Genomic DNA, 26,060 nt, shown 5'->3' on the forward strand with positions numbered 1-26,060 from the left:
ACCCCAGCCCCAGCCCCGACTTCGATGCCAGAACGAGAGACAGAAACACCGCCAGCGGAACCGGAGCAGCAACCTGTGGCCGAGTTCACGCCGTCAGGACTACCGCTCCGAGTGCCCCAGGCCAACCTGGCGCCAGCGCTGCGTGACGACACGCCCACGCAGCCCGATCTCGAGGAGGACGATGACGAGCGCTCGCCGGAGGAGATCCGCGCGATGATGGGATCTCTGCAGTCAGGCACCCGTCTTGGCCGGACGCAGGCCGCCAAGATGATGGATGAGCAGTCGGGAGGCGAGGCATGAGCCCCAGCTCTGGCACCGACCTCAACTGGCTGCTCGACGACCTCGTCGGCCGCGTCAAGGAGGCCGATCACGCCATCGTGCTGTCCTCCGACGGCCTGCTGATGGCCTCGTCCGCCGGGTTGCAGCGGACCGACGGCGAGCACCTGTCCGCCGTCGCCTCCGGGCTGCAGAGCCTGGCCAAGGGCGTCTCGGAGCACATCTCCGGCGGACAGGTGCGGCAGACGGTGGTCGAGTGGAAGACCCAGTTCCTCATCGTCACCACGGCGGGCGAGCGGGCCTGCCTGGCCGTGCTGTGCGCGCAGAACGCCGACATCGGGCTGATCGCGTACGAGATGGCGATGATGGTCGCCCGGGTGGGCCAGTACCTCACCTCGGCCGCCCGCAACACCGCCGAGGCCGCGAGGAGCGACCGGTGAGAGGGGCGGACGAACCCACGGATGAGCACTGGGTGGATCCGGAGATCATCCGGCCCTATGTCGTCACCCGTGGCCGCACCCAGCCCGCGCACGGAAAGTTCGACCTGATCTCCATGGCACTGGCGGTGGGCCCGCCGCCGGGCCCCGACGCCGGGCTGGATCCGGAGCACATCCGCATACTCCAGCTCTGCCGCGAACCCAAGTCCGTCGCTGAGATCGCCGCCTACCTGGACCTGCCGGCCGGCACGATCCGGGTGCTGCTCGGCGATCTGTTCGACCGCGAACTCGTTTCTGCCCAGGAACCACGATCCGAGGTGGACATGCACGACATGAAGATGTACAGGGCGGTGCTCGATGGTCTTCGCTCGCTCTGAGCGCCCGCGCCTGCCGACGGCGATCAAGATCCTGGTCGCCGGCGGATTCGGGGCGGGCAAGACGACCATGGTCGGCGCGGTCTCCGAGACGCGGCCGCTGCGGACCGAGGAGGTCCTGACCGACCGCGGGATCGGCGTCGACGACCTCACCTCGGTGGAGGCCAAACGGACCACCACCGTGGCCATGGACTTCGGCCGGATCACGCTTGGCAACGACTACGTCCTGTACCTGTTCGGCACGCCGGGACAGGAGCGGTTCTGGTTCGTCTGGGACGAGCTGGCCGAGGGCTCGCTGGGCGCCGTCATCCTGGCGGACACGCGGCGGCTGGCGGACTGCTTCCCGTCCGTGGACTACTTCGAGCGGCGCGGCACCCCGTTCGTGGTGGCGGTGAACTGTTTCGAGGGCGCGCAGACGTTCGAGCTGGACGAGGTGCGGCTGGCGCTGCAGCTGAACCCGTCGATCCCGATCATCCTGTGCGACGCCCGCAAGCGCGAGTCCAGCCGGGAGGTGCTGATCGCCCTGGTCAAGCACTCCGCCCGCCTCCGCGCGGAGCCGGTCGGCACCTGAGAGTCCGCCACCCTTGGAGGCGCCCGCCACTTCGCGCGGCGCCTCCAAGGGTGTCCGGGCCGCCGGCATCCTGCGCGGTCGCGTTGCGCGCCGACCCGCCGACCCGCCGACCCGCCGGCCTGGCTGCCCGGCAGCAGAAGCGCGGGGCGGGGTATCGACGGGATCAGGTCAGAAGGGTCTGAGCCGTGGCGAGCCAGCCCTCGCGGGCGCTCGGGTAGCGGGGTGACCAACCGGTCGACTCGCGGAAGCGGGTGTTGCTGACCCTCAGTGAGCGGGTGAGCGAGGTGAGGCGGTCGCCGAGCAGGCAGGCGGCCCGTCCGGGGCCGCGCAGCCACATGCGGGTGCCGGCGGCCCGGGCGAGCGCGTCCGCGTACTCCCGCTTGGTCAGCGGCTCGTCGTCCACGACGTTGTACGTGCCCGCCGGCGCGTCCAGTGCCGCCGCGACGGCCGTGGCGGCGTCGGCCAGGTGGATGGAGGAGACGTAGCCGTCCGGACGGCCGAGCACCATCCCGACGTGACGCCTGGCCTGAGCCAGCAGTTGCTCGCTGTGCGCCGCCCCCGGCCCCAGGAACCAGCCGAGGCGCAGGACGACCCCCGCCCCGCCACCGGACTCCGTGAAGCGGTGGGCGCCGGCCTCGGCCGCGAAGTTGCCGCGCGTCATCGGATAGCGGTCCACCGGACCGTCCTCGCCGATCCAGCGCGCGCCCTGGTCGCGATAGAGCATGCAGACCGACTCCTGCACCACCCGGCCGACGCCGGCGGCGAGGGCGGCGTCCACGAGGGCGGCCGAGCCCTCGGCCCGGACCCGGTAGTTGTCGCGCATCGCCCTGGTGCTCATGAAGCGGGACATGGGCGGGATCGCGGTCGCCAGGTTGACCGCCGCGTCGTGGCCGGCGAGCGCCCCGGCCAGCTCCGCCCGGTCGAACAGCGACACCATGACCGGCGTCGCGCCCTGGCCGGTGAGCGTGGCCGCCTTCTCTCTCGTACGGGCCAGCGCGGTGACCGTGTGGCCCGCTTCGAGCAGCGCCTCGATCGCGTGACCGCCGATCGCTCCGGTGCCGCCCGCGACGAATACTCGCATAGTGAGAGAGTACTCTCTTACCATGGCGAGATCGACACCAAGAGTCACGCGGCAACGCCTCATCGACGAGGCCGTCCGCCTGTTCTCCACCCGGGGTTACGCCGCGACCTCCGTGGCCGACATCCAGGCCGCGTGCGGGCTGACCACCGGGTCCGGGGCGCTCTACAAGCACTTCCCGTCCAAGCAGGCTCTTCTGGAGGAGGCGGTGCGGCGCAACCTGGAGACGATCGCCGATCGCGCCGCCTCGGCCGGACAGGCCGCCGAGGAGTCCGGGGAGGAGCTCAGGGAGGCGCTGGCGCGGATGGCGGGGACGGTCTGGGAGGTGATCGACGACGATCGGGCGCTGATCCGGATCATGCTGCGGGAGTTCGACGGGTTCCCCGAGCTGTTCGAGCGCATGTGGCAGGGGGTGCTCGCCGGGGTCTACGCGCAGGGCGCCGCCTGGATCAGGGGGCAGCGGGAGCTGGGCCGGGTGCAGGCGGACGATCCGGAGGCGACCGCGGCCGTGCTGTTGTCCTCGCTCACCTACTATCCGCTGCTGCGGCTCATGATCGGCCGCACGCCCGGCGACCTCGATGCCGAGCGGTTCCTGGCCGCCTGGCTCGACCAGGCCGTCACGGTGCTCAGGCCGCGCCCCTGAGGCCCGCGGCGGGTGGCGCGGGCAGCCAGGGACGGGGCCGCCTGCCGCACGCACCGGCTCGCTATGACCCCGACGTCCACGCTCCGAGCTTCTCGGGGTTGCGTACCGCCCAGATGCTCTTGATCCGGTCGCCCTCGACGTCGAGCGCCGCCACCACCACGGTGACGCCGCCGTGCTGAGCCACCAGACCGGGCTGGCCGTTGACCGTGCGCTCCAGGATCGTCAGGCCGGGCGCCTGGCCGGCGAGGGCGACCAGGTAGCGGGTGATGTGCTCGCCGCCCTCGATCGGGTGCAGCGCGGCGCTGACCACGCCGCCGCCGTCGGCGATCAGCGTGGCGTCGGGGGCGAGGAGGCCGACGAGCGCCTCGATGTCCTTGGCTTCCCACGCCTGTTTGAACTCCCTGACGATGCCTGCCTGCCGGGCCGTCGGAGCCGCCGGCGCCCGCCCGTCGCGGATGCGGCGGCGGGCCGAGGAGGCCAGCTGGCGGCAGGCCTCCTGGGTGCGCCCGAGGATCTCGCCCACTTCGGCGAAGGAGTAGCGGAAGACGTCGTGCAGGATGAACGCCACGCGTTCGGCCGGGGTCATCGACTCGAGCACGACGAGGAAGGCCATGTTGACCGACTCGTCGAGGGTGACCCGATCGGCCGGGTCGTCCGTGGTGCCGCTCGGCCGCACGGTGGTCCACTCCGTGAGGTCGGGCAGCGGCTCCGGGACCCACTCGCCCACGTAGCGCTCGCGCCGGACCCGGGCCGAGCGGAGCAGGTCCAGGCAGATGCGGCTGGCAACGGTCGTCAGCCAGGCGCCGGGAGAGTCGATGGCGTCCTGCTGCCGCCTGGACAGGGCGTACCAGCGGGCGTAGGTCTCCTGGACGACGTCCTCGGCGTCGGACAGGGAGCCCAGGAGGCGGTAGGCGAGGTTGTTCAGGTGCCGCCGCTCGCTCGTGATCGCGCTCAGGTCCGGGTCGGATCGGGGGGTCATGGTGTCGCCGGCTCCCTCGGGTCGCAGTTGCCGTCAGCTGTTCGACGAGATGTCGCGCCGGGCTGTGACGCGGTCGCCTCACGTTCGCGGCGGGTGCTTCGTCGAAGTGATGAGACCGGAACGCATGCCTCCGGCCATCCGCTGAGCCCAGGAAGGGAAGACCTCGACATGTCCAGGCCTACGACCAAGCAGGGCAACCTCAAGTTCCTGCGTGTCGCGATCACCCTGCAGACCCTAGTGGTCTTCGTCCAGGCGATCTCCGCCGGGGTGATGCTGTCCGCACCCGAAAGTGAGGTGCTGCACAGCGCCGGGGCGCGCGTGGTGTTCGCCGCGGTGCTGCTGCATCTGCTCGCGGCGATCTTGGTGTGGCGGCCGGGCGGCGGCTCGCCCCGATCCATCCTGTACGCGGCCGGGTTCTTCGTGCTCACCTCGGCGCAGATTGCGCTGGGCATCGCGCACGTGTCGTCCCTGCACGTCCCCTTGGGCGTCCTGCTGTTCGGCATGAGCGTTCTTCAGCTCGCCCGGAGCTGGGCCGGCCGGGTCGCGTTGGAGAGCCGGCCCGCCGGGGCGTGAGCCGCGAACCATCTTTGAGATCGAGAAAGGAAGACCTCATGACCACCCCCGTGACCGAGCAGGACGACCTGCAGTCGCGCCTGCCCGACCCCGCCCAGTTCTTCCCCGAGCTGGGGCAGATCGCCGGAGCCATGTCCAAGGCCACTCTGAACGGCGCGATCCCGCAGGCCACCGTCGGCCTGGTGCAGCTGCGCGCCGGGCAGATCGTCGGCAGCACGTACCACACCGTCCGGCAGACCGGCCTCCTCCGCAGGGCCGGGGAGGCGGAGGAGCGCATCACCGCCGTGGCGTCGTGGCGGGACGCCCCCTACTTCACCGGCGCCGAGCGGGTCGCGCTGGAGCTCGTCGAGGCCGTGCTCACCTCGAACCAGGGCGGGGAGCGCGTCCCGGACGAGCTGTACGAAAGGACCCGCGCCCACTACGACGACAAGGGACTGTGGACGCTCACGCTGGCGATCGGCCAGATCTGCTTCTTCATCCCCGTGGCGCTCATCGCCAGGCCGATCCCCGGCAAGCCCCCGGGGAAGAACTACCGCGGGTAACCGGACCAGGTGCTTGACGCCGGTCCGGCTGCGGCGGATCTTGGCTGGTAGAGCGGGAGGTCCGGCCATGACCGAGAACGAGCTGCTGTCGGAGCGGGTGGCGGGCGGGATCCTGCCGCGGGTGCTGACCACCTTCGACATGGTGGCCATCTTCGTGGCCATCGTCCTGTTCATCACGAACGCCGCCGTGATCCAGAGCGCCGGACCGGCCGCGTTCGCGTGGTGGATCATCGCGTTCGTCCTGTTCCTCATCCCCTGCGCGATCGTCACCGGCCAGCTCGGCGCCATGTTCCCCGGCGAGGGGTCCATCTACCTGTGGACGACCAAGGCGTTCGGGCCGTTCTGGGGGTTCTTCGCCGGGTTCTGCGCCTGGTGGCCGGGCGTGCTGGTGATGGTCGCGACGGGCACGTTGACGATCTCGTTCCTGGGCGTGGTGTTCCCGGCCGTCGGCGGGCTGTCCGTGCAGGAGCAGGGCGGGCTGATCGTGGTGATCCTGGTGCTGGCGGCGGTGCTGGCCGTGCTGCGCTTCCGGCTGACGCAGAACGTGGTGAACGTCGTCTTCCTGGCGTACGGGCTCGCGATCCTGCTCATGTTCGCGGCCGGGATCGCCCACCTGGCCAAGGGGAACCCGGCGGCCACCAACCCGTGGGACTTCGCCGCCTGGAGCCCGTCGGCCGAGCACGGCGTCAACTTCGCCAACTGGAGTTTCTTCGGGCTGGCCGTGCTGGCGCTGCTGGGCGTCGAGGTGCCGCTGAACATGGGGGTGGAGATCAGGCAGGAGCGGGCCGTGACCCGCTACCTGCTGTGGGGTTCGCTGGCGGTCATGGTCGCCTACCTGGTCGCGACCTGGGGGGTGATGGTGTCGGTGCCGGCCGGCGAGTCGGCGGGGATCACGGCGGTCGCGCAGGCGGTGGGCATCGGGCTGGGCGACTGGGCGGGCAAGCTGGTGGCGCTGCTGCTGGCGGCGATGTTCTTCATCATCACCGTCGTCTACAACTACTCCTTCGCGCGGCTGATCTTCGTGTCGGGGCTGGACCGGCGGCTGCCGAAGGCGGTCAGCCACGTGAACGCGCAGAAGGTGCCGGACGTCGCGGTCTGGATCCAGACCGTGCTGGCGGCGGTGTTCGCGGCGGTGGCGTTCGTGGTGGTGCCGTTCACGGCGGCCCGGCCCGCGGACGCGCAGACGGAGGTCTACAACGTGTTGCAGGCCGCGGTCACCGTGATCTGGTGCCTGTCGATCGTGGTGCTGTTCGTGGACGTGCTGATCATCCTGCGCCGCTATCGCGCGCAGTTCGAGGCGCGGCGGCTGGCCTCGCCCGCGGTGTTCTGGGTGGCCTCGATCGTCGGTGCGCTGGCCTCCCTGGTGGGGGTGGTGGCCACGCTGTCCGGGTCGTGGACGCCGCTGATCTCCAACGACGCGGGCGCGATCACGCTGTTCGGGGCCGAGATCGCGTACGGGACGTGGTTCTGGCTGGTCGGCGGGATCGCGCTGGCGTCACTGGCGGTGGGCGCGCTGCTCTACCTGGCCGGGGTTCGCGTCTCCCGCCGGTAGCGCGGGTGACACCGGAAGGGCCCGGCCTCGGGAGGCCGGGCCCTCGGTGCGCCCCAGGAGGGGTTGGGGCGCCTCTTGGGCAGGCGCCACGGGCAGGAGGCGCCTGCGGGGGTCAGTGCTTCGTGGCCTTCTCGGCGCCGACGCCCGTGAGGGAACGGACCTCGATCTCGGCGTACTTGGCCGCGTTGTACTCCTTGCTCAGGATCGTGCCGAGCCAGCCGCACAGGAAGCCCAGGGGGATCGAGACGATGCCGGGGTTGCTCAGCGGGAACCAGTGGAAGTCCACGCCGGGGATCAGCGCCGTCACCGCGGTGCCGGCCGGGGGCGCCGGAGCCGACACGACCGGCGAGAAGATGACCAGCACCAGGGCGGAGACGAGACCGCCGTAGATGGCCGACACCGCGCCCGCGGTGTTGAACCGCTTCCAGAACAGGCTGTAGAGGATCGCCGGCAGGTTGCCGGAGGCCGCGACCGCGAAGGCCAGGGCCACCAGGAAGGCCACGTTCTGGCCCTGGGCCAGGATGCCCAGGCCGATCGCGACGGCGCCGATGATCAGGGCGGAGATGCGGGCCACCACGACCTCCTGGCGCTCGCTGGCCTGGCCGCGCTTGAAGACGTGCGCGTACAGGTCGTGCGAGAAGCTGGAGGAGGAGGCCAGGGTGAGCCCCGCGACCACGGCCAGGATGGTGGCGAAGGCCACCGCGCCGATGAGCGCCAGCAGGATCGTGCCGCCGACCGGGCCGAAGATCTCCTCGCCGATGCGCTCGGCCAGCATCGGCGCGGCCGTGTTGCCGGCCTTGTCACCGGCGGTGATCGCCTCCTTGCCGACCAGGGCCGCCGCGCCGAAGCCGAGGACCAGGGTCAGCAGGTAGAACACGCCGATGATGCCGATGCCCCACAGGACCGACTTGCGGGCGTCCTTGGCGGTGGGGACGGTGTAGAAGCGGATGAGGATGTGCGGCAGTCCGGCCGTGCCGAGCACGAGCGCGAGACCCAGGCTGATCAGGTCGATCTTGCCGGCCAGGCCCTGCGCCTCGGTGCCGTACTTGAGCCCGGGGCTGAGGAAGCTCTCGGGGTTGGCCTTGGGACCGCTCGTGGTCGCGGCCTGGCCGAGCAGCGAGGACAGGTTGAAGCCGAACTTGGCCAGGACCAGCACCGTCACCAGCGCGGCGCCGCCCATCAGCAGCACGGCCTTGACGATCTGCACCCAGGTGGTGCCCTTCATGCCGCCGAACACCACGTACACGATCATCAGCGCGCCCACGCCGACGATCGTCCACGCCTTGCCCGACGGGCTGGTGATGCCGAGCAGCAGGCCGACCAGCGCGCCCGCGCCCACCATCTGGGCCAGCAGGTAGAAGATGCTGACCACGATCGTGGACACGCCCGCCGCCGTGCGGACCGGGCGCGGGCTCATCCGGAACGCCAGCACGTCGGCCATGGTGAACTTGCCGGAGTTCCGCATCAGCTCGGCCACCAGCAGCAGCGCGACCAGCCACGCCACCAGGAAGCCGATCGAGTACAGGAACCCGTCGTAGCCGGACAGCGCGATGATGCCGGCGATGCCGAGGAAGGAGGCGGCCGACATGTAGTCGCCGCCGATGGCCAGGCCGTTCTGCACGCCGCTGAACGAGCGCCCGCCGGCGTAGTAGTCGGCGGCCGTCTTGGTCTGGCGGCTGGCCCAGAACGTGATCGCCAGCGTCGCGGCGACGAAGGTGAGGAAGAGGATCATCCCCAGGGTCGTGGAGCTCACTGGGTCTTCTCCTCAACCTCGTGGCGGAGCTTGTCGGCGATCGGGTCGAGCTTCTTCTCCGCGTGCCGTGCGTACGCCCACGCGATGAGGAAGGTGGACACGAACTGGAGCAAACCAAAGACCAACCCGACGTTGACATCGCCGATCAGCTTGATCGCCATGAACCCGCGCGCCCACCCGGACAGCACCACATACAGCAGGTACCACGCGAGGAACGCGACGGTCATGGGGAAGGTCCACCGGCGGAAGCGCCTCTTCAGCTCCTGGAATTCACTGCTCTCCTGCACTTGTTCATAGACCGACGCGTCATGTTCTTGTGTCGTCACGAGACCTCCACTGTGATGCGGATCACGCCCAACGTAAGAGCGCAACCTACCCGTCGTGGAGATCCGCAGGAGGGTTGTTCGGCGAGCCGCTGCGGTCCGGCGCTTAGTTGGGGATGGCCTGCGGTGAAAGGTCTGTTAGACGCGACGAGCGGTCGGCTATCCCTTTCACCCCTTTACGGCCCCTGCCGTCAGCCCCTCGACGATGTAGCGGCGGATGGCGGCGAAGAGCACGAGCGTGGGCAGCACCGAGACCACCGTGGCGGCGGCCATGGAGCCCCAGTCGATGTCGTACTGGGTGATGAAGGAGTTCATGGCGACCGGGATGGTCTTGGCGTCCTCGCTGTCGATGAACGTGATCGCCAGGAACAGCTCGTTCCAGCACTGCACGAACGCGAAGATGAACGTCGCCGCGATCCCCGGCAGCATGACCGGGAGCACCACCCGCACCATGGCCACGATCCTGGACGCCCCGTCCACCTGGGCGGCCTCCTCCAGCGCGACCGGCACCCGCTCGTAGAAGCCACGCATGATGATCGTGGCGAACGGCACCAGCATCGCCACGTACACCAGCATGAGCCCGGCCAGCCGGTTGAGCAGGTCGAGGTCGGACATCAGCAGGTAGAGCGGGCCGAGCGCGATGAACAGCGGGATCATCTGGGTGACCAGGAACGCCAGCATCAGCGCGCCCCTGCCGGGGAAGGCGAAGCGGGCCAGCGTGTAGCCGCCGAGCACCCCGATCACCGTCACCGACCCCGCCGCGACGAGGGAGACGAACAGGCTGTTGAGCAGGTACGTGCCGAAGTCGGCGAAGGAGAACAGCTCCGCGTAGTGCTCGAACGTCACCTGACCCGGCCAGTACCTGAGCGGCATCGAGAAGATCTCGGCCTTGGGCTTGAGCGAGGTGACGACGATCCAGTAGAGGGGGAACAGCGTGATCAGCAGCCAGACGGCCAGCACGACGACCTTGGCCGCCGTCGCGAGGCGTCTCAGCGAGCCGTCGGCCGTGCTGTTCATCGAGCCGTTCGTCGGGCCCTTCATCGTGCCCTTCATCTGGCCTTCTCGAATCGGGTGGCGTTGAGGTAGAAGACGCTGAAGGCCAGCAGGAGGCCGAGGATGAGCAGGCCGACCGCGCCCGCCCGGCCGTAGTCGCCGCCGATGACCTGCTGGATGAGGAAGGTCGTGATGATGTCGGTGCCGCCGGCCGGGCCGCCGCCGGTCATCGAGTAGATCAGGTCGGGGAAGTTCAGGATCCAGATGATCCGCAGCAGTACGATCAGGGCCAGGGTGGGCCGGATGTGCGGCAGCGTGACGTGCCAGAACTGGCGCAGCCGCGCGGCCCCGTCGACCGCCGCCGCCTCGTAGAGCTCCTTCGGGACCGACTGCAGCGCGGCCATGATCATGATGGCGAAGAAGGTCACGCCGTACCAGATGTTCGCCACGATGACGGAGGTCATCGCCCAGCCCGGCGTGGCCAGGAAGCCGATGCGCTGGTCGATGAGGCCCGTCTTGAGCAGCAGGTCGTTGAGCACGCCGAACTGGCCGTTGAACATCCACCGCCACAGCAGCCCGATCAGGAACCCCGACATGGCCCAGGGGAAGAAGACCCACGCCTGGTACAGGCCCCGGCCGCGGAAGTGCCGCCGCAGCAGCAGCGCCAGCCCGAAGCCGAGGACGAACTGGAAGAACAGCGACACGACCACCCACGTGCCGGTGTTGCGCAGCGCCGTCCAGAAGCGCTCCTCGGCCAGCACGGCCCGGAAGTTCTCCAGCCCGACGAAAGGCGTGGAGGTGAGGTCGAACAGGTTGTAGCGCTGGAAGGCGATCACCGTGCCGCGGATCATCGGCCAGTAGGTGAACAGGGCCACGAACACCACGCCGGGCAGCAGGCACAGCACGATGAACCTGGCCCTGCGGACCGTGAAGGTGCGCTGCGCGCTCACGACACCTTCTTCGCCTGGTCCGTCCAGAAGGCGTCCCACGACCTGAGCACCTCGGCCGTGGTCTTCTTGCCGGTGATCAGGGCCTGCACGTCACGGTCGGAGTCGACCAGGAACTGGCTCCAGCCCGGGTAGTCGACCGGGCGGATCGTGATCACCTGCTTGAGGTCCTGCTGCGCCTGGAGGTACGCCTTCCACGCCCCCTGCGAGAACTGCGGGTCGTTCTGGGCCTGCCGGGAGATCGGGATGAGCGAGTTGCCCTTGGCGAAGGCGATGCTCTGCTTGGCCTCCGACAGGAACTGCACCAGCTTGACCGCCTCCTTCGGGTGCTTGGTGAAGGAGGTCACGCCCCAGCCGGCGTAGCCGACGGGCTGGAAGGCCCACCCGGTCGGGCCCTTGGGGATGGGGGCGGTGGACCAGGACGTGACGCCGCTCTCCTCGACCGTCTTGATCACTTCCGGGTCCTGGATGAGCATGCCGGTGACGCCGGAGGTGAAGCCCTGGACCATCTCCGGATAGCCCCAGGACACCGAGTCCGGTGGTGACGCCTCCTTGAAGATCTTGACGTAGAGGTCCAGGGCCTGGGCGGCCTCGGGGGTGGAGAAGATCGTGCGCTTGTCAGTCAGATAGAACGATTTTTCGGGATTCAGGGCTTTGCCGTTGTACGCGCTGATCATCATGACCGCGTAGTCCGCGCCGCCCTTGCCGCCCCTGAAGGAGTAGCCGTAGCGATCCCCCGTGGTCATCCTCTTGCCCGACTCGTAGAGCTCCTGCCAGGTGGCCGGCGGCTTGGCCATGCCCCAGTCCGTCCGGTAGAAGATCGTGCGCTGGTAGAACCCGTACGGGATCAGGTACGCCTTGCCGCCGACCTCGACCGCCTTCTTCCGGGCCAGGTCGGTGAGGTCGCTCCAGCCCGGCCAGTCCTGCGTGGGCAGCTCGGCCAGCCAGCCGTTGTTGGAGAAGGACTTGGCCGTGTGGTCGCGCACTTCCAGCACGTCCAGGTCCTTCTTCGTCTGCAGGATCTGGGTGATCTTCTGGTCGGCGCTGTCGAGCGGCGGGGAGATCAGCTCGACCTTGACGCCCGGATTGGCCTGCTCGAAGTCGGAGACGAGGGACTTGATGAGCTTGGTGCGTTCGGGGCTGGTCAGGCTTTCGATCATGCGCAGCCGTACCTCTCCCGAGGACGACGAGCCGGAGCCGCAACCTGCGAGCACCAGCGTGGCGGCAACCGCGACCGCCAGGAGGGGCTTTCTCATGGGGAGCCTCCCGCGTGCTAGACAGCGCTGTCAATCACGCTAGGCGACCCACCCCCTCCAGCGCCAGCCCGAGATCCTTGATCAGCGCGTCGGCGGGCTCCAGGCCGACCGAGAGGCGCGCGAGGCCGACGGGGATGCCCATGGTGGCTCGTACGCTCTCCTCGGTGGACAGCGCGGGCGCGTTCACCAGGCTCTCGAACCCACCCCAGGACACACCAATCCTGAAATATCGCAATTTATCGAGGAAAGCTCCGACCTCGTCCCGCGACTCCGTGTCCAGCACGATGCTGAACAGGCTGGAGAACCCGGTCATCTGCTGCAACGCGATCGCGTGCCCGGGGTGGGAGGGCAGCCCGGGATGGTTCACCGCCCGCACCGCCGGATGCCCCTCCAGGAACGCCGCCACCGCCAGCCCCCGCTCCTGGTGGGCGGCCATCCGCACGGGCAGCGTCCGCAGTCCCTTGATCACCTTGGCCGCGTCGTGCGGCGACATGGCGGCCCCGTAGAGCTGGTACTCGGTCAGCGCCAGCGGCCTGATGAGCCGCGATGGTCCCGTCACGACGCCGCCCACGAGGTCGCTGTGCCCGCCGATGTACTTGGACAGGGAGTGCACGACCAGATCCACGCCCATGGTCAGCGGCTTCTGGAACAGCGGCGTGGACCAGGTGTTGTCCATCACCGTCACCAGCCCGCGCTCCCGCGCCCACCCGGTGACCTCGGCGATGTCGACGACGGCGTAGGCCATGTAGGAGGGCGACTCGAAGTAGAGTAGGCGGGTGCTCGCCTTGATAGCGCTGTCACATCCCGCGAGGTCGTCGACATGCGTATGCGTGACCCCGAACTTCTCCAGGTAGCGCAAGAACTGCGTGGTCGGCCCGTAGACCGCGCCCAGCACCAGCACGTGGTCGCCGGCCGACACGAGCGAGGAGATGGTCGCCGCGATGGCCCCCATCCCCGACCCGAAACACTTGGCCCGCTCCCCCCGTTCGAGCGCGGCGAGCTTACGCTGAACGAGATCGACCGTCGGGTTGGTCCCCCGCCAGTAGACGTAGCGCTCGTCCTCGTTCCTGATCGCCTCTCCCAGCTCCTGGGCTGTCTCGAAGGTGAAGATCGAGTTCTCGAACACCGGCGGGTTGACCGCGCCCAGCACCCAAGGCTCGTCCTCACCCAACCGGCCGCAGATCCATTCATCATCCATGGGGGCAGACTATGACAGCGAGGGAGAGCCGCCTTGAGGGGGAGCGGCCACCACCGGTTGCGGCTCCGGGCGCGCCCAAGAAACCCACCATGGCGGACGTGGCCAGGCACGCGGGGGTGAGCCTGAAGACCGTCTCCCGGGTCGTCAACCAGGAGCCCCATGTCAGGGCGCCGCTGCAGGCGCGGGTGCAGGCGGCGATCAGCGCGCTCGGCTACCGCCGCAACGAGGCCGCCGCCCGCCTGGCCAGGGGCGCGACCATGCTGACGCTCGGGCTGGTGATGGAGAACATCTCCAACGAGTTCTACGCGCGCCTGGCGGCCGCGGTCGAGGCGGCTTCGGCGCAGCACGAGGCGCTGGTGGTGTTCGGCTCGTACGAGGAGAGCCCGGACAAGGAGCGCATGCTGATCGAGTCCATGTACGCGCGGGGCGTCGACTCTCTCATCGTCGTCCCGTCGGCGGCCGACCACTCCTGGCTGGCCGAGCACGCGAGCCTCACCACCGTCTTCGTGGACCGCGTCCCCCTCGGGCTGGAGTCGATGGCGGACGCGGTGCTGCTCGACGACGTGCGGGGCGGGCGCGCGGCGACCGAGCACCTGCTGGCGCGCGGCCACCGCAGGATCGCGCTGATCTCCGACGACGACGGGCTGAGCTCGGTGCACGACCGCGCCTCCGGCTACCGTACGGCCCTGCGGTCGGCCGGCCTGGCTTTGGACGAATCGCTGGTGGTGCGCGGCGTCTTCGACCCCGGGCAGGTGGCGTACGAGGTAGGCCGGCTCCTGGACTTGCCGGATCCGCCGACCGCCTTGTTCGCCACCAACAACCGGGCCGCGATCGGCATCCTGCACGCGCTGCGGGCGCGGCCGGAGCGGCCCGCGTACGTGGGGTTCGACGACTTCGCCCTGGCGGACGTGTTCAACCCGGGGGTGACGGTGGTCCGCTACGACGTGACCAGCCTGGCCGGCAGCGCGGTGGATCTGCTGCTCAACCCCTCGCCCGAGCCGCGCCGGGTCAAGGTGCCGGTCGAGCTGGTCGCCAGGGGCTCCGGCGAGCTCCCGCCCGGCTGACCGCTCACGCCTCCGGTGACCTGTCGCGCCCTGCGGCACGAGGGCGCCTTCCAGGCAGCTCGTGGACAGGATCCGGACGCGGGCCGCGCGGCGGGCCACCTCCCACCAAGCGGCGGCCGGTCCCGGCTCGGCGGGGTGCGGGCGCATGAGGGAGACGGCCGCGCCGGCCAGCTCCCTGCGGCCGGTGGTACGCAGCCGGGACGGCACGCCCGCCGCGGCCCACCAGCTCCTGCCGGTCTCCAGCCAGACGGTCAGTGCCTCGGTGAAGACGCCGTCCTCGGCCACGGCGGCGGAGAACGCGGACAGCGGGACCCGGCCGCCGCGTTCGCCGAGCCGTCCACCGGGTCCATGACCAGGGTCAGCGCCGAGCCGTTGTCCACCCAGCCCGTCTCCTCGGTGAGCACGTTGACCGGGTGCCGGGACAGAGCGGCCAGGATGGCGTCCTCGACGAGCACGTCGATGCGCATCGTCGGCATCCCGGTCCCCCGCTCTCGCCGTGTCCCCGTCATCCTCCTACCCCCACCGGCACCGCCTGGTCACCGGCCGTGACGGTCGTCCGCACGGTCGGCCACCCCGGTCCACCGTCACCACCGCCACGTCCCCGCACAGGCCCGCGACGGGCGCCGGGCCCGAGGTGACCAGCGCCACCGCCTCGTGCAGCGCCACCACCCCGCGCTCGGCCAGCAGCAGCGCCGCGTGCGCTCGCTGCGCGTCCAGGGGGACCGATGACGCGGGAGGACACGGCCGCGTACGAGCGGGTGACGGGCGGTCAGGCGCCCTTCTTGACTGGACGCGGCGTTCGCGGAGCTCCGCGGCTCCAGGGCGTGCCTGCCCTAGGACGAGCGTGGCCGCCAATCCCCGCGGTCCAGGTCGAGGTCCTCCGGGGTGTGCAGCCTGACCATGGTCCTGGCGACGCCGGGCGGCACGCGATGCGGGGTGAGGAACGACACCGACACCATCACCGCGAACGCGATCGGCACCGTCCAGGCGGCCGGCTGGGCCAGCAGCGCCCCCGCGGGCCCCTCGAACGGCCCGCCGGTGATCGTGACGAGCACCGCCGAGCAGGCCAGCCCGCCGCCCACGAACAGCCCGGCCAGCGCCCCCGTGGTGGACAGCCGGCGCCACCAGATGCCCAGCACCAGCAGCGGGCAGAACGACGAGGCCGCCACCGCGAACGCCAGCCCCACCACGTCCGCCACCGGCAGCGCCCGCGCCCACAGCGCCAGGGCCAGCGGCACCGCCACCGCCATGAGCGTGGCGATCCTGAACGACCGCACCCCGCCCTTCAGCAGGTCCTGCGCGATCACCCCGGCCACGGACACGGTCAGCCCCGAGGACGTGGACAGGAACGCCGCGAACGCCCCCGCCGTGACCAGCGCCGTCAGCACGTCGCCGAGCGTGCCGCCGATCATCCGCGCGGGCAGCGCGAGCACGACCGTGTCGGTCCGTACGAGGTCGGGCGCGTAGAGCCGGCCGAGCCAGCCGTAGACGGCCGGCAGCAGGTAGAAGGCCCCGAGCAGCGACAGCACCACCAGCGTCGTGCGCCGCGCGGCCCGCCCGTCCGGGTTGGTGTAGAACCGCACGAGGACGTGCGGCAGCCCCATGGTGCCCAGGAACGTGGCCAGGATCAGCGAGTACGTCGAGTACAGCCCGTACTCCTTGCCCCCGCCCAGCGGCACCTGCCAGACGGCCGCGTCCTCGGCGCTCACGCCGGGCGCGCCCCCGTCCTTCCACGCCATCAGCAGGAACACCAGCGGCACGGCCAGCGCCGTCAGCTTGAGCCAGTACTGGAACGCCTGCACGAACGTGATCGACCGCATGCCGCCGGACAGCACGTTCACCGCCACGACCACCGCGACCAGCAGCCCGCCCACCCACACGGGCGCGCCGGTGATCTCCCGCAGCACCAGCCCCGCGCTCTGGAACTGCGGCATCAGGTAGAGCCAGCCGATCAGCACGACCAGCACGCTCGCCGTGCGGCGCACGGCCATCGACTCCAGCCGGGCCTCGGCGAAGTCCGGCAGCGTGTACGCCCCCGAGCGCCGCAGCGGCGCCGACACCAGCACCAGCAGCACCAGGTACCCGCCGGTCCAGCCGACGGGCAGCCAGAGCATGTCCACGCCGAACGACAGGATGAGCCCAGCGATGCCCAGGAACGAGGCCGCCGACAGGTACTCCCCGCCGATGGCCGAGGCGTTCCACAGCGGGCTGACCGTGCGGGAGGCCACGTAGAAGTCGGACGTGGTGCGCGAGAACCTGATCCCGAAAGCCCCGATGAGCACGGCCGCCACGACGACGATCAGCACCGCGGTCAGGCTCATGCGCCCGGCCCGCCCGCCCGGCGCCCGGTCATCGGCGTTCGACCAGTTCGGCGAAGTGGCGCTCGTTGCGCTCGGCCTGGCGTACGTACAGCCAGGCGCCGATGACGAAGGCCGGGTAGATGAGCCCGGCGAGCACCGCCCACGGCAGCGGGATGCCCAGCAGGTGCACCTCGCGCAGCTCCGGGATGAGCAGGAACAGCAGCGGCAGCCCGCCGACCACGCAGGCCAGCACCGTGCACACGAACAGGGCCAGCCGGAACTGGGTGCGCAGCAGCGAGCGCATGTAGACCTCGCCCAGCCGCGTCTGCTCGTCGATCTCCCGCGTGGCGGGATAGCGGGGCCGCCGCGCGGCGGCCGTACGGGGGCTGGTCACGGCCACCCGGCGCGGGGTCTCCCGCTGCACCCGCCGTTCGGGGCTCATGCGCGTCCGTCTCTCACGCGTGCGGGCCCGGTCATTCCTGCCGTCCCTTCCTGGCCCTGCGCACCAGCAGGTCCCGCAGCTCGCGGGTGTGGCGGCGGCTGACGGGCAGCTCGATGTCGCCCACCCGCACGGTGCACCTGCCCGAGTCGATGTGCAGCTCCACGATGTGCTTGACGGCCACCAGATGGCTGCGGTGCACGCGGACGAACCCGGCCGGGGCCCACCGCTCCTCCAGCGTAGCCAGCGGGATCCGCACCAGGTGGCTGCCCGCCGCCGTGTGCAGCCGCGCGTAGTCGCCCTGCGCCTCCACGTAGATCACGTCGGCGCTGGAGACGAACCGCGTGACCCCGCCCAGCTCCACCGGGATCGTGTCCGACTCGCCGCCCTCGGCGGGCACGTCGGCCGAGACGGCCACCCGCCTGATCGCCTCCGCCAGCCGTTCCGGCCGCACGGGCTTGAGCAGGTAGTCCTCGGCCTTGATCTCGAAGGCGTCGACCGCGTGCTCCTCGTACGCCGTCACGAACACCACCCGCGGCGGGTTGGCGAACTGCGACAGCAGCCGCCCGAGCACCACGCCGTCGAGCCCGCGCATCCTGATGTCGAGGAACACCGCGTCGATCGGCCGCCCGTCGGCGATGGCGCGGTCGAGCAGCCGCAGCGCCGCGGACCCGTCCCTGGCGGTGGCCACCTCCCCGATGCGGGGGTCGGCACGCAGCAGGTACGACAGGTCTTCCAACGCGGGAAGCTCGTCATCGACCGCGAGAACCCGGAGCCCGCTCACGTATCCCCCTCTCAACGAGAGTGATGAAACACGTGAGATGCGTCAAGGCCGTCACAGAGCGGTCACATGTCCGCGATTCCGCTACCTGCACCGGTGTCCCAGGCGTCCTAGCGAGCGGAGACGCCCGGGTGGTATTTCGGCAGCCTGATGTTGACCTTGGTGCCCGCTCCGGTGCCGGTCTCGACGACGAGACCGTACTCGTCGCCGTACACCTGGCGCAGCCGCTCATCCACGTTCGCCAGCCCCACGCCGCCCATGGGGGCGACCTCGCCCGCGAGGATGCGGCGCAGCCGCTCGGGGTCCATGCCGAGCCCGTCGTCCTCGACGCTGATGCTGCACTCGGCCCCGGCGTCCTCGGCGATGATCGTGATGCGGCCGACGCCGTTGCGGCTCTCCAGGCCGTGCCTGACGGCGTTCTCGACGAGCGGCTGCAGGCACAGGAACGGCACCGCCACCGGCAGCACCTCCGGCGCGATGCGTAACGTGACCTGGAGCTGGTCGCCGAACCTGGCGCGTTCGAGTATCAGGTAGCGGTCGATCGAGCGCAGTTCCTCCGCCAGGGTGGTGAACTCGCCGTGCCGCCGGAAGGAGTAGCGGGTGAAGTCGGCGAACTCCAGCAGCAGCTCCCTGGCCCGCTCGGGGTCGGTGCGGACGAACGAGGCGATGGTGGTGAGCGAGTTGTAGATGAAGTGCGGCGAGATCTGCGCCCGCAGCGCGCGCACCTCGGCCTCCATGAGCAGCGTGCGCGAGCGGTCCAGCTCGGCCAGCTCCAGCTGCGAGTCCACCCAGCCGGCCACCTCCTGCGCGGCCCTGACGAGCCCGGCCGAGGCGTTCTGGCCGTAGGCGGCCAGCGCGCCGACCAGGCGGTCGTCGGTGGTGAGCGGCACGACCACGGCGTGCCTGATGGGGCATTCGAGCAGGTCGCAGTCGATGGTCAGGACCTGGATGCGGCCGTCCTTCATGGTCGCCGCCGCGTGCTCGAACGCCTGGGAGGCGTGGTGGTCGCCGGCGCCGTCGTACACGAGCAGCCGCTCGCCGTCGGTGATCGCCAGCGCGGCCGAGCCGAGCAGCGCGCGCAGGTGCTTGGAGGCGCGTTCGGCGCCGTCCGCGGTCAGCCCGGCCCGCAGCGGCGGCCCGGCCAGCGAGGCGGTGTGCAGGGTCTCGAACGTGGCCCGCTCGGCCGGGCTGGTGCCCAGCTCCCTGCGGCCCCGCAGGACGCGCCACAGCACGATCGACGGCACGCTGACGAGCACCGCCACCACGACGACGCCGACGAGGTATTCCACGCGGCCAGAGCTTAGCTCAGAGGGCCTTGGCGATCAGGTCGGCGTAGGACTGGGCCTCTTCGGCGGACTCGTATCTGGTGCGCGGCCAGAAGAACCCGCGCAGCCCGTCCTTCTGCCTGCGCGGCACGACGTGCACGTGCAGGTGGGCCACGCTCTGGCTGACGCGGTTGTTCATCGCCACGAACGTGCCGCCGGCCTCCAGCCCCTCCTCCACCGCCCCGGCCATGGCCCGCACCCGCTCGAAGAACGGGCCGACGTCGACCAGGTCGGTGAGCGTCTCCACGTGGACCCGGGGCACGACCAGCACGTGCCCCTTGAAGACCGGCCGGGCGTCGAGGAAGGAGACCGCCACCTCGTCGGACCGCACCACGTAAGCGGGCCGCTCACCTGCGATGATCTCGCAGAACAGGTCAGTGCTCACCGTCCGACCCTATCCGCGAACGCGGTCCAGCTCGTCACGTTGGGGGCGGACCAGGCGTCGGGCGCGTGCAGGAACCGCTCGCCGACCCGCTCGCGCAGCCGCTCGGGCACCCCGCCGTCGGACGAGGCCACCTTGGTGCCCCTGCAGTGGTAGACCAGCCCGCCCCCGCGCTGCCCCATCGCCATCCACGGCAGCCACGGGGAGACCCGGCACCACGAGAAGACGCACGGCACGTCGGGCATGCCGGACTCCACGTCCGCCGCCGCGGCGAAGAACTGGAACAGCTCCAGCGCCCGGTAGGTGTCGTCGGCGGAGTTGTCCGGATAGTCGGCGACCTTCAGCGGCGAGGGGTAGGCCAGGCGGATGTCCACGTTGTAGACGATCTGCTCGCCCAGCCGGGTCTCCGGGACGGGGTAGGCGCCGAGCCGCTGGTTGACCGGGTCGTTGAAGACGTGCTGCACCTCGACCGGGCGGCCGGTCAGCGGGTTGTCCCAGGTGTCGAGCACCTGCCGCGTCCTGGGGTCGAGGTAGAGGGCCGCCTCCCTGGTCAGGAGCTGCCAGCCCCCGTCGACCTCGACCGCCCTGGCGACGTTGAGCCCCTCGAAGCCGAACAGGTGGTGCGGCCCGTCGCCGTCCTCCCACCCGTAGACGTCGCCGGTCCAGTAGGAGATCGTCTCCGCGCCGTCGGCGGACGCGCGCACCCGGATGAAGTCCATGATCCGCAGCCTAACGTGTCTTTTGGCGACAGCATGTTGCTATGTTAGAAACATGGTGTCGCTAACTGGGCGGACCCGGCAGAGCTGGCTCCCCCTCTTCGTGCTCGGCGTCGGCATGTCGATGATCATCATCGACGCCACGATCGTGAACGTGGCCGTTCCCGCGATCATGAGCGATCTCGGGCTGTCGGCCACGGACGTCGAGTGGGTGAACTCCATCTACTCGCTGACGTTCGCCGCCCTGCTCATCCCGCTCGGGCGCACGGGCGACGTACGCGGGCGGCGCAGGACGTTCGCGGTCGGCTGCGTGGTGTTCCTGGCCGCCAGCATGCTCGCGGCCGCGGCGGGCAGCGGCGCGATGCTGATCGGCGCGCGGGTGCTGCAGGGCGTCGGCGCGTCGATGGTGGTGCCGATGACGCTCGCGATCATCAACGCGCTCTACACGGGCAGGCGCAGGACCGTGGCGTTCGCCGTCTGGGGGTCGATCATCGGCGGGATGGCCGCGCTCGGGCCGCTGCTCGGCGGCTGGGTGGTGACCGACCTCGGGTGGCGCTGGGCGTTCTGGGTGAACCTGCCGATCGGCCTGCTGGTCCTGCTCGGCACGCTGCGGGTGCCGGAGTCGAGGGACCCGGCCGCGGGCGGCCGGGACGTGCCCGGCGTCCTGCTGTCGGTCCTCGGCACGTCGTCGCTGGTGTTCGGGCTGATCGAGGGCCAGCGGTACGGCTGGTTCACCGCCGGGGACGGCGGGCTCTCCCCGATCCCGTTCGCGTTCCTGGTGGCCGTGCTCGCGCTCTCCGCGCTCGTGCTGGTGGAGCGGGCCAGAGCCCGGGCCGGGCGCCCGGTGATCCTGGACCTCTCCCTGCTCGCGATCCCCTCCTTCCGGTACGGCGGGGCCGCCGCGATGATCATCACGCTCGGCGAGTTCGGGCTGATCCTGGTGCTGCCGCTGTACCTGCAGACGGCCATGGGCTTCACGGCGTTCAAGACCGGGCTGATCATCGCCTCGCTCGCGGGCGGCACGTTCCTGGCCGGCGGCGTCGTCCCCAGGCTGCCCCTGGCGCCGCGGCTCATCGTCCGGCTGGGGCTCGGGCTGGAGGCGTCGGCCGCGATCGCGGTCGGGCTGACCGTCTCGCCCTCGCTCGGCCCCTGGTCGCTGGTCCCCTGGCTGGTCCTCTGGGGGATCGGCATCGGGTTCGCCTCCGCCCAGCTCCCGAACGTGATGCTGGCCGGCGTACCCGCCCGCCAGTCGGGGGCGGCCTCGGGGCTGCAGAGCGCGATCCGGCAGCTCGGCGCTGCGATCGGCATCGCGGTGCTCGGCGCGGTGCTGGTCACGGGGCTGGACGCGGCGATGGCCGAGCGCCTGCCGGACGAGCCCGCGCTGCGACACGCCGTCCGCGACAGCGCCGGTGCGGCCGTCACGGCCATCAGCGACCCGGTCAAGCACGAGGCCGCGGTCGCCGCCGCCGCGGACGCCACCCGCCGGGTCACCATCGTCACGGGGTTCGTGCTGCTCGGCGGCGTCGGGGCGACCCTGCTGCTGCCCGATACTGGGGAGAGACGACCCGAGGAGGAGTGAGTTCCGGTGCCGAGGATCAGCGCGCCCACGGTGGCCGACCACCGGGCCAGCCAGCACGCGGCCCTGCTGGCCGCCGCGATGGAGATCCTGGTCGCCGAGGGCGCCGCCGGGCTCACCCCCGCGGCCGTCGGCGCGCGCGTGGGGCTGGCCCGCTCCAGCGTCTACCGCTACTTCTCCTCCACCGCCGACATCCTCGCCCAGCTCGTCGAGGACGCGATCCCGCGCTGGGCCGCCCGGCTCGAGAGCGCGGTCTCCGCCCAGGACGGGCTGGAGGCGCGGGTGCGGGCGTTCGGGGCGGTGACGCTGTCGTTCGTGCGCAGCCCCGACTACGCACTCCTGCGCGCGCTCTCCTCGGTCGAGCTGCCTCCCGGCTGCCAGGACCGGCTCGACCAGCTCCACGAGACGATGATCGGCCCGCTCCGCGAGGTGCTGTCCGGCGCCGGGCACGAGCATCCGGGGCTGGTGGCCCACCTGGGATGGAGCATCCTGGGCGAGGGCCAGCGCCAGATCGCCGCCGGCGCGGACGCCGCCCTGGTCGAGCGGACCACGCTCACAGTTCTCTGCCGCGCCCTGCGCACGAGCTGACGCGGCCGGCCCGCGCTCGCGGTTCTGTGCCGTGCCCTGCGCACGGGCTGACGCGGCCGGCCCACGCCGGGCTCACCCCACGCGAGCCCGCCGGCGACCGGCCCGCCTCGCGACGGGCGGGGTCACTTCACCGTGATGGCGAAGATCGCCTCGCCGGACTGCTGCTTGCTCTCCTCCGTGGACGGCGTCTTGTCCTGACCGCACCGCCAGCAGTTGCGCAGCCGGACCTCCGTCGTGCCCCGCTGTTTGCTGTTGAACACGAAATAGGCAGTGCCGCCGGACCCGGGCGCGTCGCCCGCGCTCTCCCGCTCCTCGCTGATGAACGAGGCCACCTTCGCGTCCGGCACGGCCACCAGGTCCCAGTTGTCGCCCACTGACGGGTTGTCGGCGACGGCCAGCGAGAACCGCTGCCCAGGAGGCACTTCGACCTGCACGGTGGACCCCTTGGCGCCCTGGACCACCGTGCCGTAGTCGCTCACCGCTGAGCCGCCCCCGCATCCCGCCGTCAGCAGGGCGAGCAGGGCGGCGGCGGCCGTTCGACGCATCACTCCGGCAGCGTATCGGCCTGGGGTCGGGGACGCCGCGTACGCCCCCGCCCTACTTGACCTTGCGGCGCCGCATCATGCGGCGCACCACGAGGGCCAGCACCGTGCCGCCCACGGCGATGAGCAGCACCGGCCGCTTCCTCGCCTCCGCCGCGGCGTCCTTGACCTGATCGGGCGCACTTTCCCGGACCTTGCTCGCCACCTCGGACGCCTTGTCCTTGACGACCTCAGCCGCGTCCACCGCCCGATCCTTGACGACCTCGGCAGCCTCCACCGCCCGATCCTTGACGACCTCGGCGGCCTCCACGGCCCGATCCCTGGTCACCTCGGCCGCGTGCGACGCCCGTCCCTTCACGTCGGCCTTGTCCGCCAGCGCGCTGACGGTGTCGCCCAGCTCTTTTCGGGTCTGCTCGATGTCTTTGCGCACGTCATCCTCTTCCTCATCGTCGTCGCCCGTCCGCTCCCCGCGCACCGGCTCTTCCTCGGTCCGCCGGCTTTCCGTGCCCTCGGTCCGCTCGTCCGGAACGGGGGCCTCGGGGACGAACGTCTCGTGTTCCTGACGCGCGGCCTCCGCCCGCCGCGCGTTCTCCGCCGCACCCGGTCTCGTCGGGGGCACGTTGATGGACTCGTGTTCCGTCGGGGTGCCCACGGTCGCTCTGCGGGCCCCGACGTCTCCGGCGTGCTGCTCGCTGTATCCGGGATCGGTCTCGCTCATCGCCGCGCCCTCTCCTTGACCATGTCGATATCGGCCTTGACGCTCGCGATGGTCTCCGACGGGACCGGCGGCGCGGCTCGTTTCACCTGGTTCTTGCCGACCAGCCCGAGCAGCCCGGCGACGACGAACAGCACGACCGCCACGATCGCGGCCGCCGCCCACGCGGGCATGACCCGAGCGAGGAGCATGATGACGGTGGTCACCAGGGCGGCGCCGCCGAAGAACGCGGCGATCCCGGCCGCGCCGAACAGGCCCGCGCCGAATCCCGCGTGCTTGCCCTTCTCCGTCAGCTCCAGCCTGGCCAGGCGAAGTTCGTCCTTGACGAGCCTGGAGACCTGCTCGGAGAGATCGTTGACCAGCTTGTGGGTGTCGTTCACGACGTCGCCTCCTCCCGCTGAGGATGGCGACTACCCAGACAAATGGTCTTCTATCACCTGCGATTACCGCTTGGCGACCCTCAGCAGGAAGCCCAGGGCCGACAGCACCGGGTCCTTCTGCACTTCGCACCAGTTGTCGGGCTGCTTCGGCTTGCTCCACGGAGAGGGCAGCTCGCACGAAGGAGCCTGCCGCTTGGGCCGCTCACACCACGATCCTGGAGGGTTCATACTTTTATCGTACAACTTCAGGAATGGCTTATATAAGCTCTCCCGCAAGCACCGCGCGGCCGGGCGCGCAGGGACGCCGATTCAGGCGGAAGGGCCGCCGGGCCGGGGCCGGCAGACGAGGTGGGTCAGCGCGGCCACCCTCCGGTAGGGGTCGGTCCTGCCCGCCCGCTCCTCGGCCGCCAGCAGGTCGCCGAGGCCGTCCGGGACGGGCGCGTCGTCGGGCATGGCGTCGGTGAACACCCGCACGCCGTACCACTCGGCCGTCTCCAGCCCCAGTACGCCGAGCCGCGCCCCCAGCTCGCCGAGCCGGTCGGCCCGGGCGGGGACGCCGAGCCTGTTGACGTACGAGCGCTCGTCGAACGCCCGCAGCGCTCCCGACCAGTCGCCGAGCAGCCCCGGCCGCATGGCCAGACCGTCGCCGTTGCGCACGAGCAGCGAGAGAATGCCGCGCGGGGCGAGCCGGCGGGCGAGGCCCGCGAGGAGCGGGCCGGGGTCGTCGAAGTACATCAGCACGCCGTGGCACAGGACGACGTCGAAGGCGCCCGGCTCGAACAGCTCCCCCATGCGCTCGGCCTCGGCCTGGACGGTCGTGATGTCCATGCCCGGCTCGATCCCGGCCTCAAGGAGGTCGAGCAGCTCGCGGGAGGCGTCGAGCGCCGTGACGCTGTGGCCGGCCGCCGCCAGCCTGAGCGCCTGCGTGCCCTGGCCGCTGCCGACGTCGAGGACCCGGCACGGAGGCGGCGGCAGGTGCTGGGCGAGCTGCCGGGTGACGAGCTCCTGCCTGACCACGTCGCGCAGCGAGCCGAGCCGCTCTCGCCACCTGCCTTCGGCCCCCTGGAATCTCATGGCTTGGATCCTAGAACGGCCGTTCTCCCGGCGCCCGCAGGCACGACGGGCCGCCGGCGGCTCGCCACGAGGTTTCACCCGGGCCTGGCCTTGCATCGCTGGAGGTAATCTGCCGTGGTGCTGGTACACGGGGTTTGGGCGGCGGACGGGCTCGCCTTCTGGGCCGAGAACGGCGACGACGCCCTGGTGCCCGCGCCGATCGGCCGGTTGGACGACACCGGCCCGCCACGCCGCCACGACCGTTCGGACGGCATCGGCACACCGGACGCCCACGATCGCCCGGCCGCAGGCGCTGCGGCCGGGCGCAAGGCCGGTGGGCCGCGCCCGCATCCGCACGCCGCGCCCGCCGCCGGGGTCGCCGCCGCGCTCGGCCTCGGCGAGCCGCCATCCCGGACGCTGGAGCTGCTCCTTCCCGGCTCGGTCAAGGAGCCGCTGCCCTCCCCGGAAACCGGGCGGCTGGCGGAGGTGGTCCGGCCCCGGCTGCGCCTTTGGGAGGTCCCCGCCGTCGTGCCGCCCGCCGCGCAGGCGCTGCGGGCTCTCGACGAGCACGCGGGCACCGCCACGATGCGCCACTGGGCCGCCGTCGCCGCCTTCGCCCGCGACCTGGTACGCCGGGGCAGGGTGCTCCCCCACCTCATCTCCGCCCCCGATCCCACCTCGGGTCCTGACACAGGCCCCGCAAC

Annotated in this window: 31 protein-coding genes and 1 pseudogene; 12 read left to right on the forward strand and 20 right to left on the reverse strand. The window is 71.0% G+C overall.

Going from position 1 to position 26,060, the window contains the following annotated elements; genetic code table 11:
- Positions 1-75 precede the first annotated feature (75 nt).
- Genes ETD85_RS39655 through ETD85_RS39670 form a run of 4 tightly spaced genes read left to right on the forward strand, consistent with a single transcriptional unit; the run spans position 76 to position 1,658 of the window.
- The gene (locus tag ETD85_RS39655) at positions 76-300 is read left to right on the forward strand and encodes a hypothetical protein (RefSeq protein ID WP_138694975.1); all 225 of its coding nucleotides are present in this window, start codon (positions 76-78) and stop codon (positions 298-300) included.
- Positions 297-716: a roadblock/LC7 domain-containing protein gene (locus tag ETD85_RS39660; RefSeq protein ID WP_138694976.1), complete on the forward strand. Its 420-nt coding sequence runs from the start codon at positions 297-299 to the stop codon at positions 714-716. The genes ETD85_RS39655 and ETD85_RS39660 overlap by 4 nt, the downstream gene beginning before the upstream one ends.
- 32 nt (positions 717-748) lie before the next feature.
- Complete coding sequence (locus tag ETD85_RS39665; RefSeq protein ID WP_240779729.1) at positions 749-1,090, forward strand: DUF742 domain-containing protein; 342 nt, start codon at positions 749-751, stop codon at positions 1,088-1,090.
- Positions 1,071-1,658, forward strand: a complete 588-nt coding sequence (locus tag ETD85_RS39670) for a GTP-binding protein (RefSeq protein WP_138694978.1) — start codon at positions 1,071-1,073, stop codon at positions 1,656-1,658. Before ETD85_RS39665 ends, ETD85_RS39670 begins: the two co-directional genes overlap by 20 nt.
- A 163-nt stretch (positions 1,659-1,821) precedes the next feature.
- Here the strand turns inward: ETD85_RS39670 and ETD85_RS39675 are convergent, their stop codons facing one another.
- A complete protein-coding gene (locus tag ETD85_RS39675; RefSeq protein WP_138694979.1) occupies positions 1,822-2,739 on the reverse strand; it encodes an NAD-dependent epimerase/dehydratase family protein in 918 nt (305 codons plus the stop codon).
- A gap of 22 nt (positions 2,740-2,761) precedes the next feature.
- Here ETD85_RS39675 and ETD85_RS39680 point away from each other — a divergent pair, with 22 nt between their 5' ends.
- Positions 2,762-3,379 (forward strand): TetR/AcrR family transcriptional regulator, encoded by a 618-nt coding sequence (locus ETD85_RS39680; protein ID WP_138694980.1) that lies wholly within the window; start codon positions 2,762-2,764, stop codon positions 3,377-3,379.
- A 61-nt stretch (positions 3,380-3,440) separates the two neighbouring features.
- Here the strand turns inward: ETD85_RS39680 and sigJ are convergent, their stop codons facing one another.
- Positions 3,441-4,358, reverse strand: coding sequence for an RNA polymerase sigma factor SigJ (gene sigJ, locus ETD85_RS39685; RefSeq protein ID WP_138694981.1), 918 nt, complete (start codon positions 4,356-4,358; stop codon positions 3,441-3,443).
- A gap of 168 nt (positions 4,359-4,526) precedes the next feature.
- On the opposite strand from sigJ, the gene ETD85_RS39690 reads away from it, so the two are divergent.
- The 3 genes from ETD85_RS39690 (at position 4,527) to ETD85_RS39700 (ending at position 7,025) form a co-directional block, all read left to right on the forward strand.
- Positions 4,527-4,931, forward strand: coding sequence for a hypothetical protein (locus ETD85_RS39690; RefSeq protein WP_138694982.1), 405 nt, complete (start codon positions 4,527-4,529; stop codon positions 4,929-4,931).
- Positions 4,932-4,969: 38 nt separating this feature from the next.
- Entirely contained in the window at positions 4,970-5,473 is a 504-nt protein-coding gene (locus tag ETD85_RS39695) for a carboxymuconolactone decarboxylase family protein (protein WP_138694983.1), read from the forward strand.
- Positions 5,474-5,540: 67 nt separating this feature from the next.
- Positions 5,541-7,025 carry an APC family permease gene (locus ETD85_RS39700; RefSeq protein ID WP_138694984.1) on the forward strand — a complete coding sequence of 495 codons (1,485 nt, stop codon included), beginning with the start codon at positions 5,541-5,543 and terminating at the stop codon, positions 7,023-7,025.
- 112 nt (positions 7,026-7,137) lie between these two features.
- On the opposite strand, the gene ETD85_RS39705 is transcribed toward ETD85_RS39700, so the two are convergent.
- The 6 genes from ETD85_RS39705 to ETD85_RS39730 all read right to left on the reverse strand — a co-directional run bounded on the left by ETD85_RS39705 (position 7,138) and on the right by ETD85_RS39730 (position 13,495).
- Positions 7,138-8,757 (reverse strand): solute symporter family protein, encoded by a 1,620-nt coding sequence (locus ETD85_RS39705; protein WP_138695002.1) that lies wholly within the window; start codon positions 8,755-8,757, stop codon positions 7,138-7,140.
- A 17-nt stretch (positions 8,758-8,774) separates the two neighbouring features.
- Positions 8,775-9,104: a DUF485 domain-containing protein gene (locus tag ETD85_RS39710; RefSeq protein ID WP_138694985.1), complete on the reverse strand. Its 330-nt coding sequence runs from the start codon at positions 9,102-9,104 to the stop codon at positions 8,775-8,777.
- 165 nt (positions 9,105-9,269) lie between these two features.
- Positions 9,270-10,154 carry a carbohydrate ABC transporter permease gene (locus tag ETD85_RS39715; protein WP_206059155.1) on the reverse strand — a complete coding sequence of 295 codons (885 nt, stop codon included), beginning with the start codon at positions 10,152-10,154 and terminating at the stop codon, positions 9,270-9,272.
- Positions 10,151-11,044, reverse strand: a complete 894-nt coding sequence (locus tag ETD85_RS39720; protein WP_206059156.1) for a carbohydrate ABC transporter permease — start codon at positions 11,042-11,044, stop codon at positions 10,151-10,153. The genes ETD85_RS39715 and ETD85_RS39720 overlap by 4 nt, the downstream gene beginning before the upstream one ends.
- Positions 11,041-12,297: an ABC transporter substrate-binding protein gene (locus tag ETD85_RS39725; RefSeq protein WP_138694986.1), complete on the reverse strand. Its 1,257-nt coding sequence runs from the start codon at positions 12,295-12,297 to the stop codon at positions 11,041-11,043. Before ETD85_RS39725 ends, ETD85_RS39720 begins: the two co-directional genes overlap by 4 nt.
- A gap of 34 nt (positions 12,298-12,331) precedes the next feature.
- Positions 12,332-13,495, reverse strand: a complete 1,164-nt coding sequence (locus ETD85_RS39730) for a trans-sulfuration enzyme family protein (protein WP_138694987.1) — start codon at positions 13,493-13,495, stop codon at positions 12,332-12,334.
- Positions 13,496-13,506: 11 nt separating this feature from the next.
- Between ETD85_RS39730 and ETD85_RS39735 the strand changes: the two genes are divergently transcribed.
- Positions 13,507-14,559, forward strand: a complete 1,053-nt coding sequence (locus tag ETD85_RS39735) for a LacI family DNA-binding transcriptional regulator (protein WP_138694988.1) — start codon at positions 13,507-13,509, stop codon at positions 14,557-14,559.
- Between the two features lie 251 nt (positions 14,560-14,810).
- Here the strand turns inward: ETD85_RS39735 and ETD85_RS39740 are convergent, their stop codons facing one another.
- The 7 genes from ETD85_RS39740 to ETD85_RS39770 form a co-directional block, all read right to left on the reverse strand.
- A complete protein-coding gene (locus ETD85_RS39740) occupies positions 14,811-15,026 on the reverse strand; it encodes a hypothetical protein (RefSeq protein ID WP_138694989.1) in 216 nt (71 codons plus the stop codon).
- 366 nt (positions 15,027-15,392) lie between these two features.
- Positions 15,393-16,880 carry a sodium/solute symporter gene (locus tag ETD85_RS39745; protein WP_138694990.1) on the reverse strand — a complete coding sequence of 496 codons (1,488 nt, stop codon included), beginning with the start codon at positions 16,878-16,880 and terminating at the stop codon, positions 15,393-15,395.
- 28 nt (positions 16,881-16,908) lie between these two features.
- Positions 16,909-17,301: a hypothetical protein gene (locus ETD85_RS39750; protein WP_138694991.1), complete on the reverse strand. Its 393-nt coding sequence runs from the start codon at positions 17,299-17,301 to the stop codon at positions 16,909-16,911.
- Positions 17,302-17,332: 31 nt separating this feature from the next.
- A complete protein-coding gene (locus tag ETD85_RS39755; protein ID WP_138694992.1) occupies positions 17,333-18,082 on the reverse strand; it encodes a LytR/AlgR family response regulator transcription factor in 750 nt (249 codons plus the stop codon).
- A 107-nt stretch (positions 18,083-18,189) separates the two neighbouring features.
- Positions 18,190-19,368 (reverse strand): histidine kinase, encoded by a 1,179-nt coding sequence (locus ETD85_RS39760; RefSeq protein ID WP_138694993.1) that lies wholly within the window; start codon positions 19,366-19,368, stop codon positions 18,190-18,192.
- 16 nt (positions 19,369-19,384) lie between these two features.
- The gene (locus tag ETD85_RS39765; RefSeq protein ID WP_138694994.1) at positions 19,385-19,789 is read right to left on the reverse strand and encodes an HIT family protein; all 405 of its coding nucleotides are present in this window, start codon (positions 19,787-19,789) and stop codon (positions 19,385-19,387) included.
- Complete coding sequence (locus ETD85_RS39770) at positions 19,786-20,505, reverse strand: DUF1838 family protein (protein ID WP_138694995.1); 720 nt, start codon at positions 20,503-20,505, stop codon at positions 19,786-19,788. The genes ETD85_RS39765 and ETD85_RS39770 overlap by 4 nt, the downstream gene beginning before the upstream one ends.
- Positions 20,506-20,557: 52 nt before the next feature.
- Here ETD85_RS39770 and ETD85_RS39775 point away from each other — a divergent pair, with 52 nt between their 5' ends.
- Both ETD85_RS39775 and ETD85_RS39780 read left to right on the forward strand, forming a co-directional pair.
- Complete coding sequence (locus ETD85_RS39775; protein WP_138694996.1) at positions 20,558-22,081, forward strand: MFS transporter; 1,524 nt, start codon at positions 20,558-20,560, stop codon at positions 22,079-22,081.
- Positions 22,082-22,087: 6 nt separating this feature from the next.
- The gene (locus tag ETD85_RS39780; protein WP_138694997.1) at positions 22,088-22,666 is read left to right on the forward strand and encodes a TetR/AcrR family transcriptional regulator; all 579 of its coding nucleotides are present in this window, start codon (positions 22,088-22,090) and stop codon (positions 22,664-22,666) included.
- A gap of 122 nt (positions 22,667-22,788) precedes the next feature.
- Here ETD85_RS39780 and ETD85_RS39785 read toward each other — a convergent pair whose 3' ends face one another.
- The 5 genes from ETD85_RS39785 to ETD85_RS39800 form a co-directional block, all read right to left on the reverse strand.
- On the reverse strand, positions 22,789-23,211 hold the full coding sequence (locus ETD85_RS39785; protein ID WP_240779730.1) for a protease inhibitor I42 family protein: 423 nt from the start codon (positions 23,209-23,211) through the stop codon (positions 22,789-22,791).
- A gap of 52 nt (positions 23,212-23,263) precedes the next feature.
- The gene (locus ETD85_RS39790) at positions 23,264-23,926 is read right to left on the reverse strand and encodes a DUF3618 domain-containing protein (protein ID WP_138694999.1); all 663 of its coding nucleotides are present in this window, start codon (positions 23,924-23,926) and stop codon (positions 23,264-23,266) included.
- The gene (locus tag ETD85_RS39795; protein ID WP_138695000.1) at positions 23,923-24,303 is read right to left on the reverse strand and encodes a phage holin family protein; all 381 of its coding nucleotides are present in this window, start codon (positions 24,301-24,303) and stop codon (positions 23,923-23,925) included. Before ETD85_RS39795 ends, ETD85_RS39790 begins: the two co-directional genes overlap by 4 nt.
- Before the next feature lie 63 nt (positions 24,304-24,366).
- The gene (locus tag ETD85_RS63615) at positions 24,367-24,531 is read right to left on the reverse strand and encodes a hypothetical protein (RefSeq protein WP_170247099.1); all 165 of its coding nucleotides are present in this window, start codon (positions 24,529-24,531) and stop codon (positions 24,367-24,369) included.
- Positions 24,532-24,612: 81 nt separating this feature from the next.
- On the reverse strand, positions 24,613-25,377 hold the full coding sequence (locus tag ETD85_RS39800; RefSeq protein WP_138695001.1) for a class I SAM-dependent methyltransferase: 765 nt from the start codon (positions 25,375-25,377) through the stop codon (positions 24,613-24,615).
- Positions 25,378-25,491: 114 nt separating this feature from the next.
- Here ETD85_RS39800 and ETD85_RS39805 point away from each other — a divergent pair.
- Positions 25,492-26,060, forward strand: a pseudogene (locus ETD85_RS39805) (hypothetical protein); the annotation flags it as partial.

It is taken from the genome of Nonomuraea zeae, assembly GCF_005889725.1.
In the GTDB taxonomy this organism is placed as follows: domain Bacteria; phylum Actinomycetota; class Actinomycetes; order Streptosporangiales; family Streptosporangiaceae; genus Nonomuraea; species Nonomuraea zeae.

Coding starts and splice junctions, on each gene's coding strand:
- ETD85_RS63615 (WP_170247099.1), bottom strand. CDS start 24,531: ATGAACCCTCCAGGATCGTGGTGTGAGCGGCCCAAGCGGCAGGCTCCT.
- ETD85_RS39750 (WP_138694991.1), bottom strand. CDS start 17,301: ATGAGCCCCGAACGGCGGGTGCAGCGGGAGACCCCGCGCCGGGTGGCC.
- ETD85_RS39695 (WP_138694983.1), top strand. CDS start 4,970: ATGACCACCCCCGTGACCGAGCAGGACGACCTGCAGTCGCGCCTGCCC.
- ETD85_RS39690 (WP_138694982.1), top strand. CDS start 4,527: ATGTCCAGGCCTACGACCAAGCAGGGCAACCTCAAGTTCCTGCGTGTC.
- ETD85_RS39735 (WP_138694988.1), top strand. CDS start 13,507: ATGACAGCGAGGGAGAGCCGCCTTGAGGGGGAGCGGCCACCACCGGTT.
- ETD85_RS39770 (WP_138694995.1), bottom strand. CDS start 20,505: ATGGACTTCATCCGGGTGCGCGCGTCCGCCGACGGCGCGGAGACGATC.
- ETD85_RS39745 (WP_138694990.1), bottom strand. CDS start 16,880: ATGAGCCTGACCGCGGTGCTGATCGTCGTCGTGGCGGCCGTGCTCATC.
- ETD85_RS39675 (WP_138694979.1), bottom strand. CDS start 2,739: ATGCGAGTATTCGTCGCGGGCGGCACCGGAGCGATCGGCGGTCACGCG.
- ETD85_RS39740 (WP_138694989.1), bottom strand. CDS start 15,026: ATGCGCATCGACGTGCTCGTCGAGGACGCCATCCTGGCCGCTCTGTCC.
- sigJ (WP_138694981.1), bottom strand. CDS start 4,358: ATGACCCCCCGATCCGACCCGGACCTGAGCGCGATCACGAGCGAGCGG.
- ETD85_RS39800 (WP_138695001.1), bottom strand. CDS start 25,377: ATGAGATTCCAGGGGGCCGAAGGCAGGTGGCGAGAGCGGCTCGGCTCG.
- ETD85_RS39715 (WP_206059155.1), bottom strand. CDS start 10,154: ATGAAGGGCACGATGAAGGGCCCGACGAACGGCTCGATGAACAGCACG.
- ETD85_RS39700 (WP_138694984.1), top strand. CDS start 5,541: ATGACCGAGAACGAGCTGCTGTCGGAGCGGGTGGCGGGCGGGATCCTG.
- ETD85_RS39660 (WP_138694976.1), top strand. CDS start 297: ATGAGCCCCAGCTCTGGCACCGACCTCAACTGGCTGCTCGACGACCTC.
- ETD85_RS39785 (WP_240779730.1), bottom strand. CDS start 23,211: ATGCGTCGAACGGCCGCCGCCGCCCTGCTCGCCCTGCTGACGGCGGGA.
- ETD85_RS39705 (WP_138695002.1), bottom strand. CDS start 8,757: ATGATCCTCTTCCTCACCTTCGTCGCCGCGACGCTGGCGATCACGTTC.
- ETD85_RS39730 (WP_138694987.1), bottom strand. CDS start 13,495: ATGGATGATGAATGGATCTGCGGCCGGTTGGGTGAGGACGAGCCTTGG.
- ETD85_RS39775 (WP_138694996.1), top strand. CDS start 20,558: ATGGTGTCGCTAACTGGGCGGACCCGGCAGAGCTGGCTCCCCCTCTTC.
- ETD85_RS39680 (WP_138694980.1), top strand. CDS start 2,762: ATGGCGAGATCGACACCAAGAGTCACGCGGCAACGCCTCATCGACGAG.
- ETD85_RS39725 (WP_138694986.1), bottom strand. CDS start 12,297: ATGAGAAAGCCCCTCCTGGCGGTCGCGGTTGCCGCCACGCTGGTGCTC.
- ETD85_RS39790 (WP_138694999.1), bottom strand. CDS start 23,926: ATGAGCGAGACCGATCCCGGATACAGCGAGCAGCACGCCGGAGACGTC.
- ETD85_RS39670 (WP_138694978.1), top strand. CDS start 1,071: ATGGTCTTCGCTCGCTCTGAGCGCCCGCGCCTGCCGACGGCGATCAAG.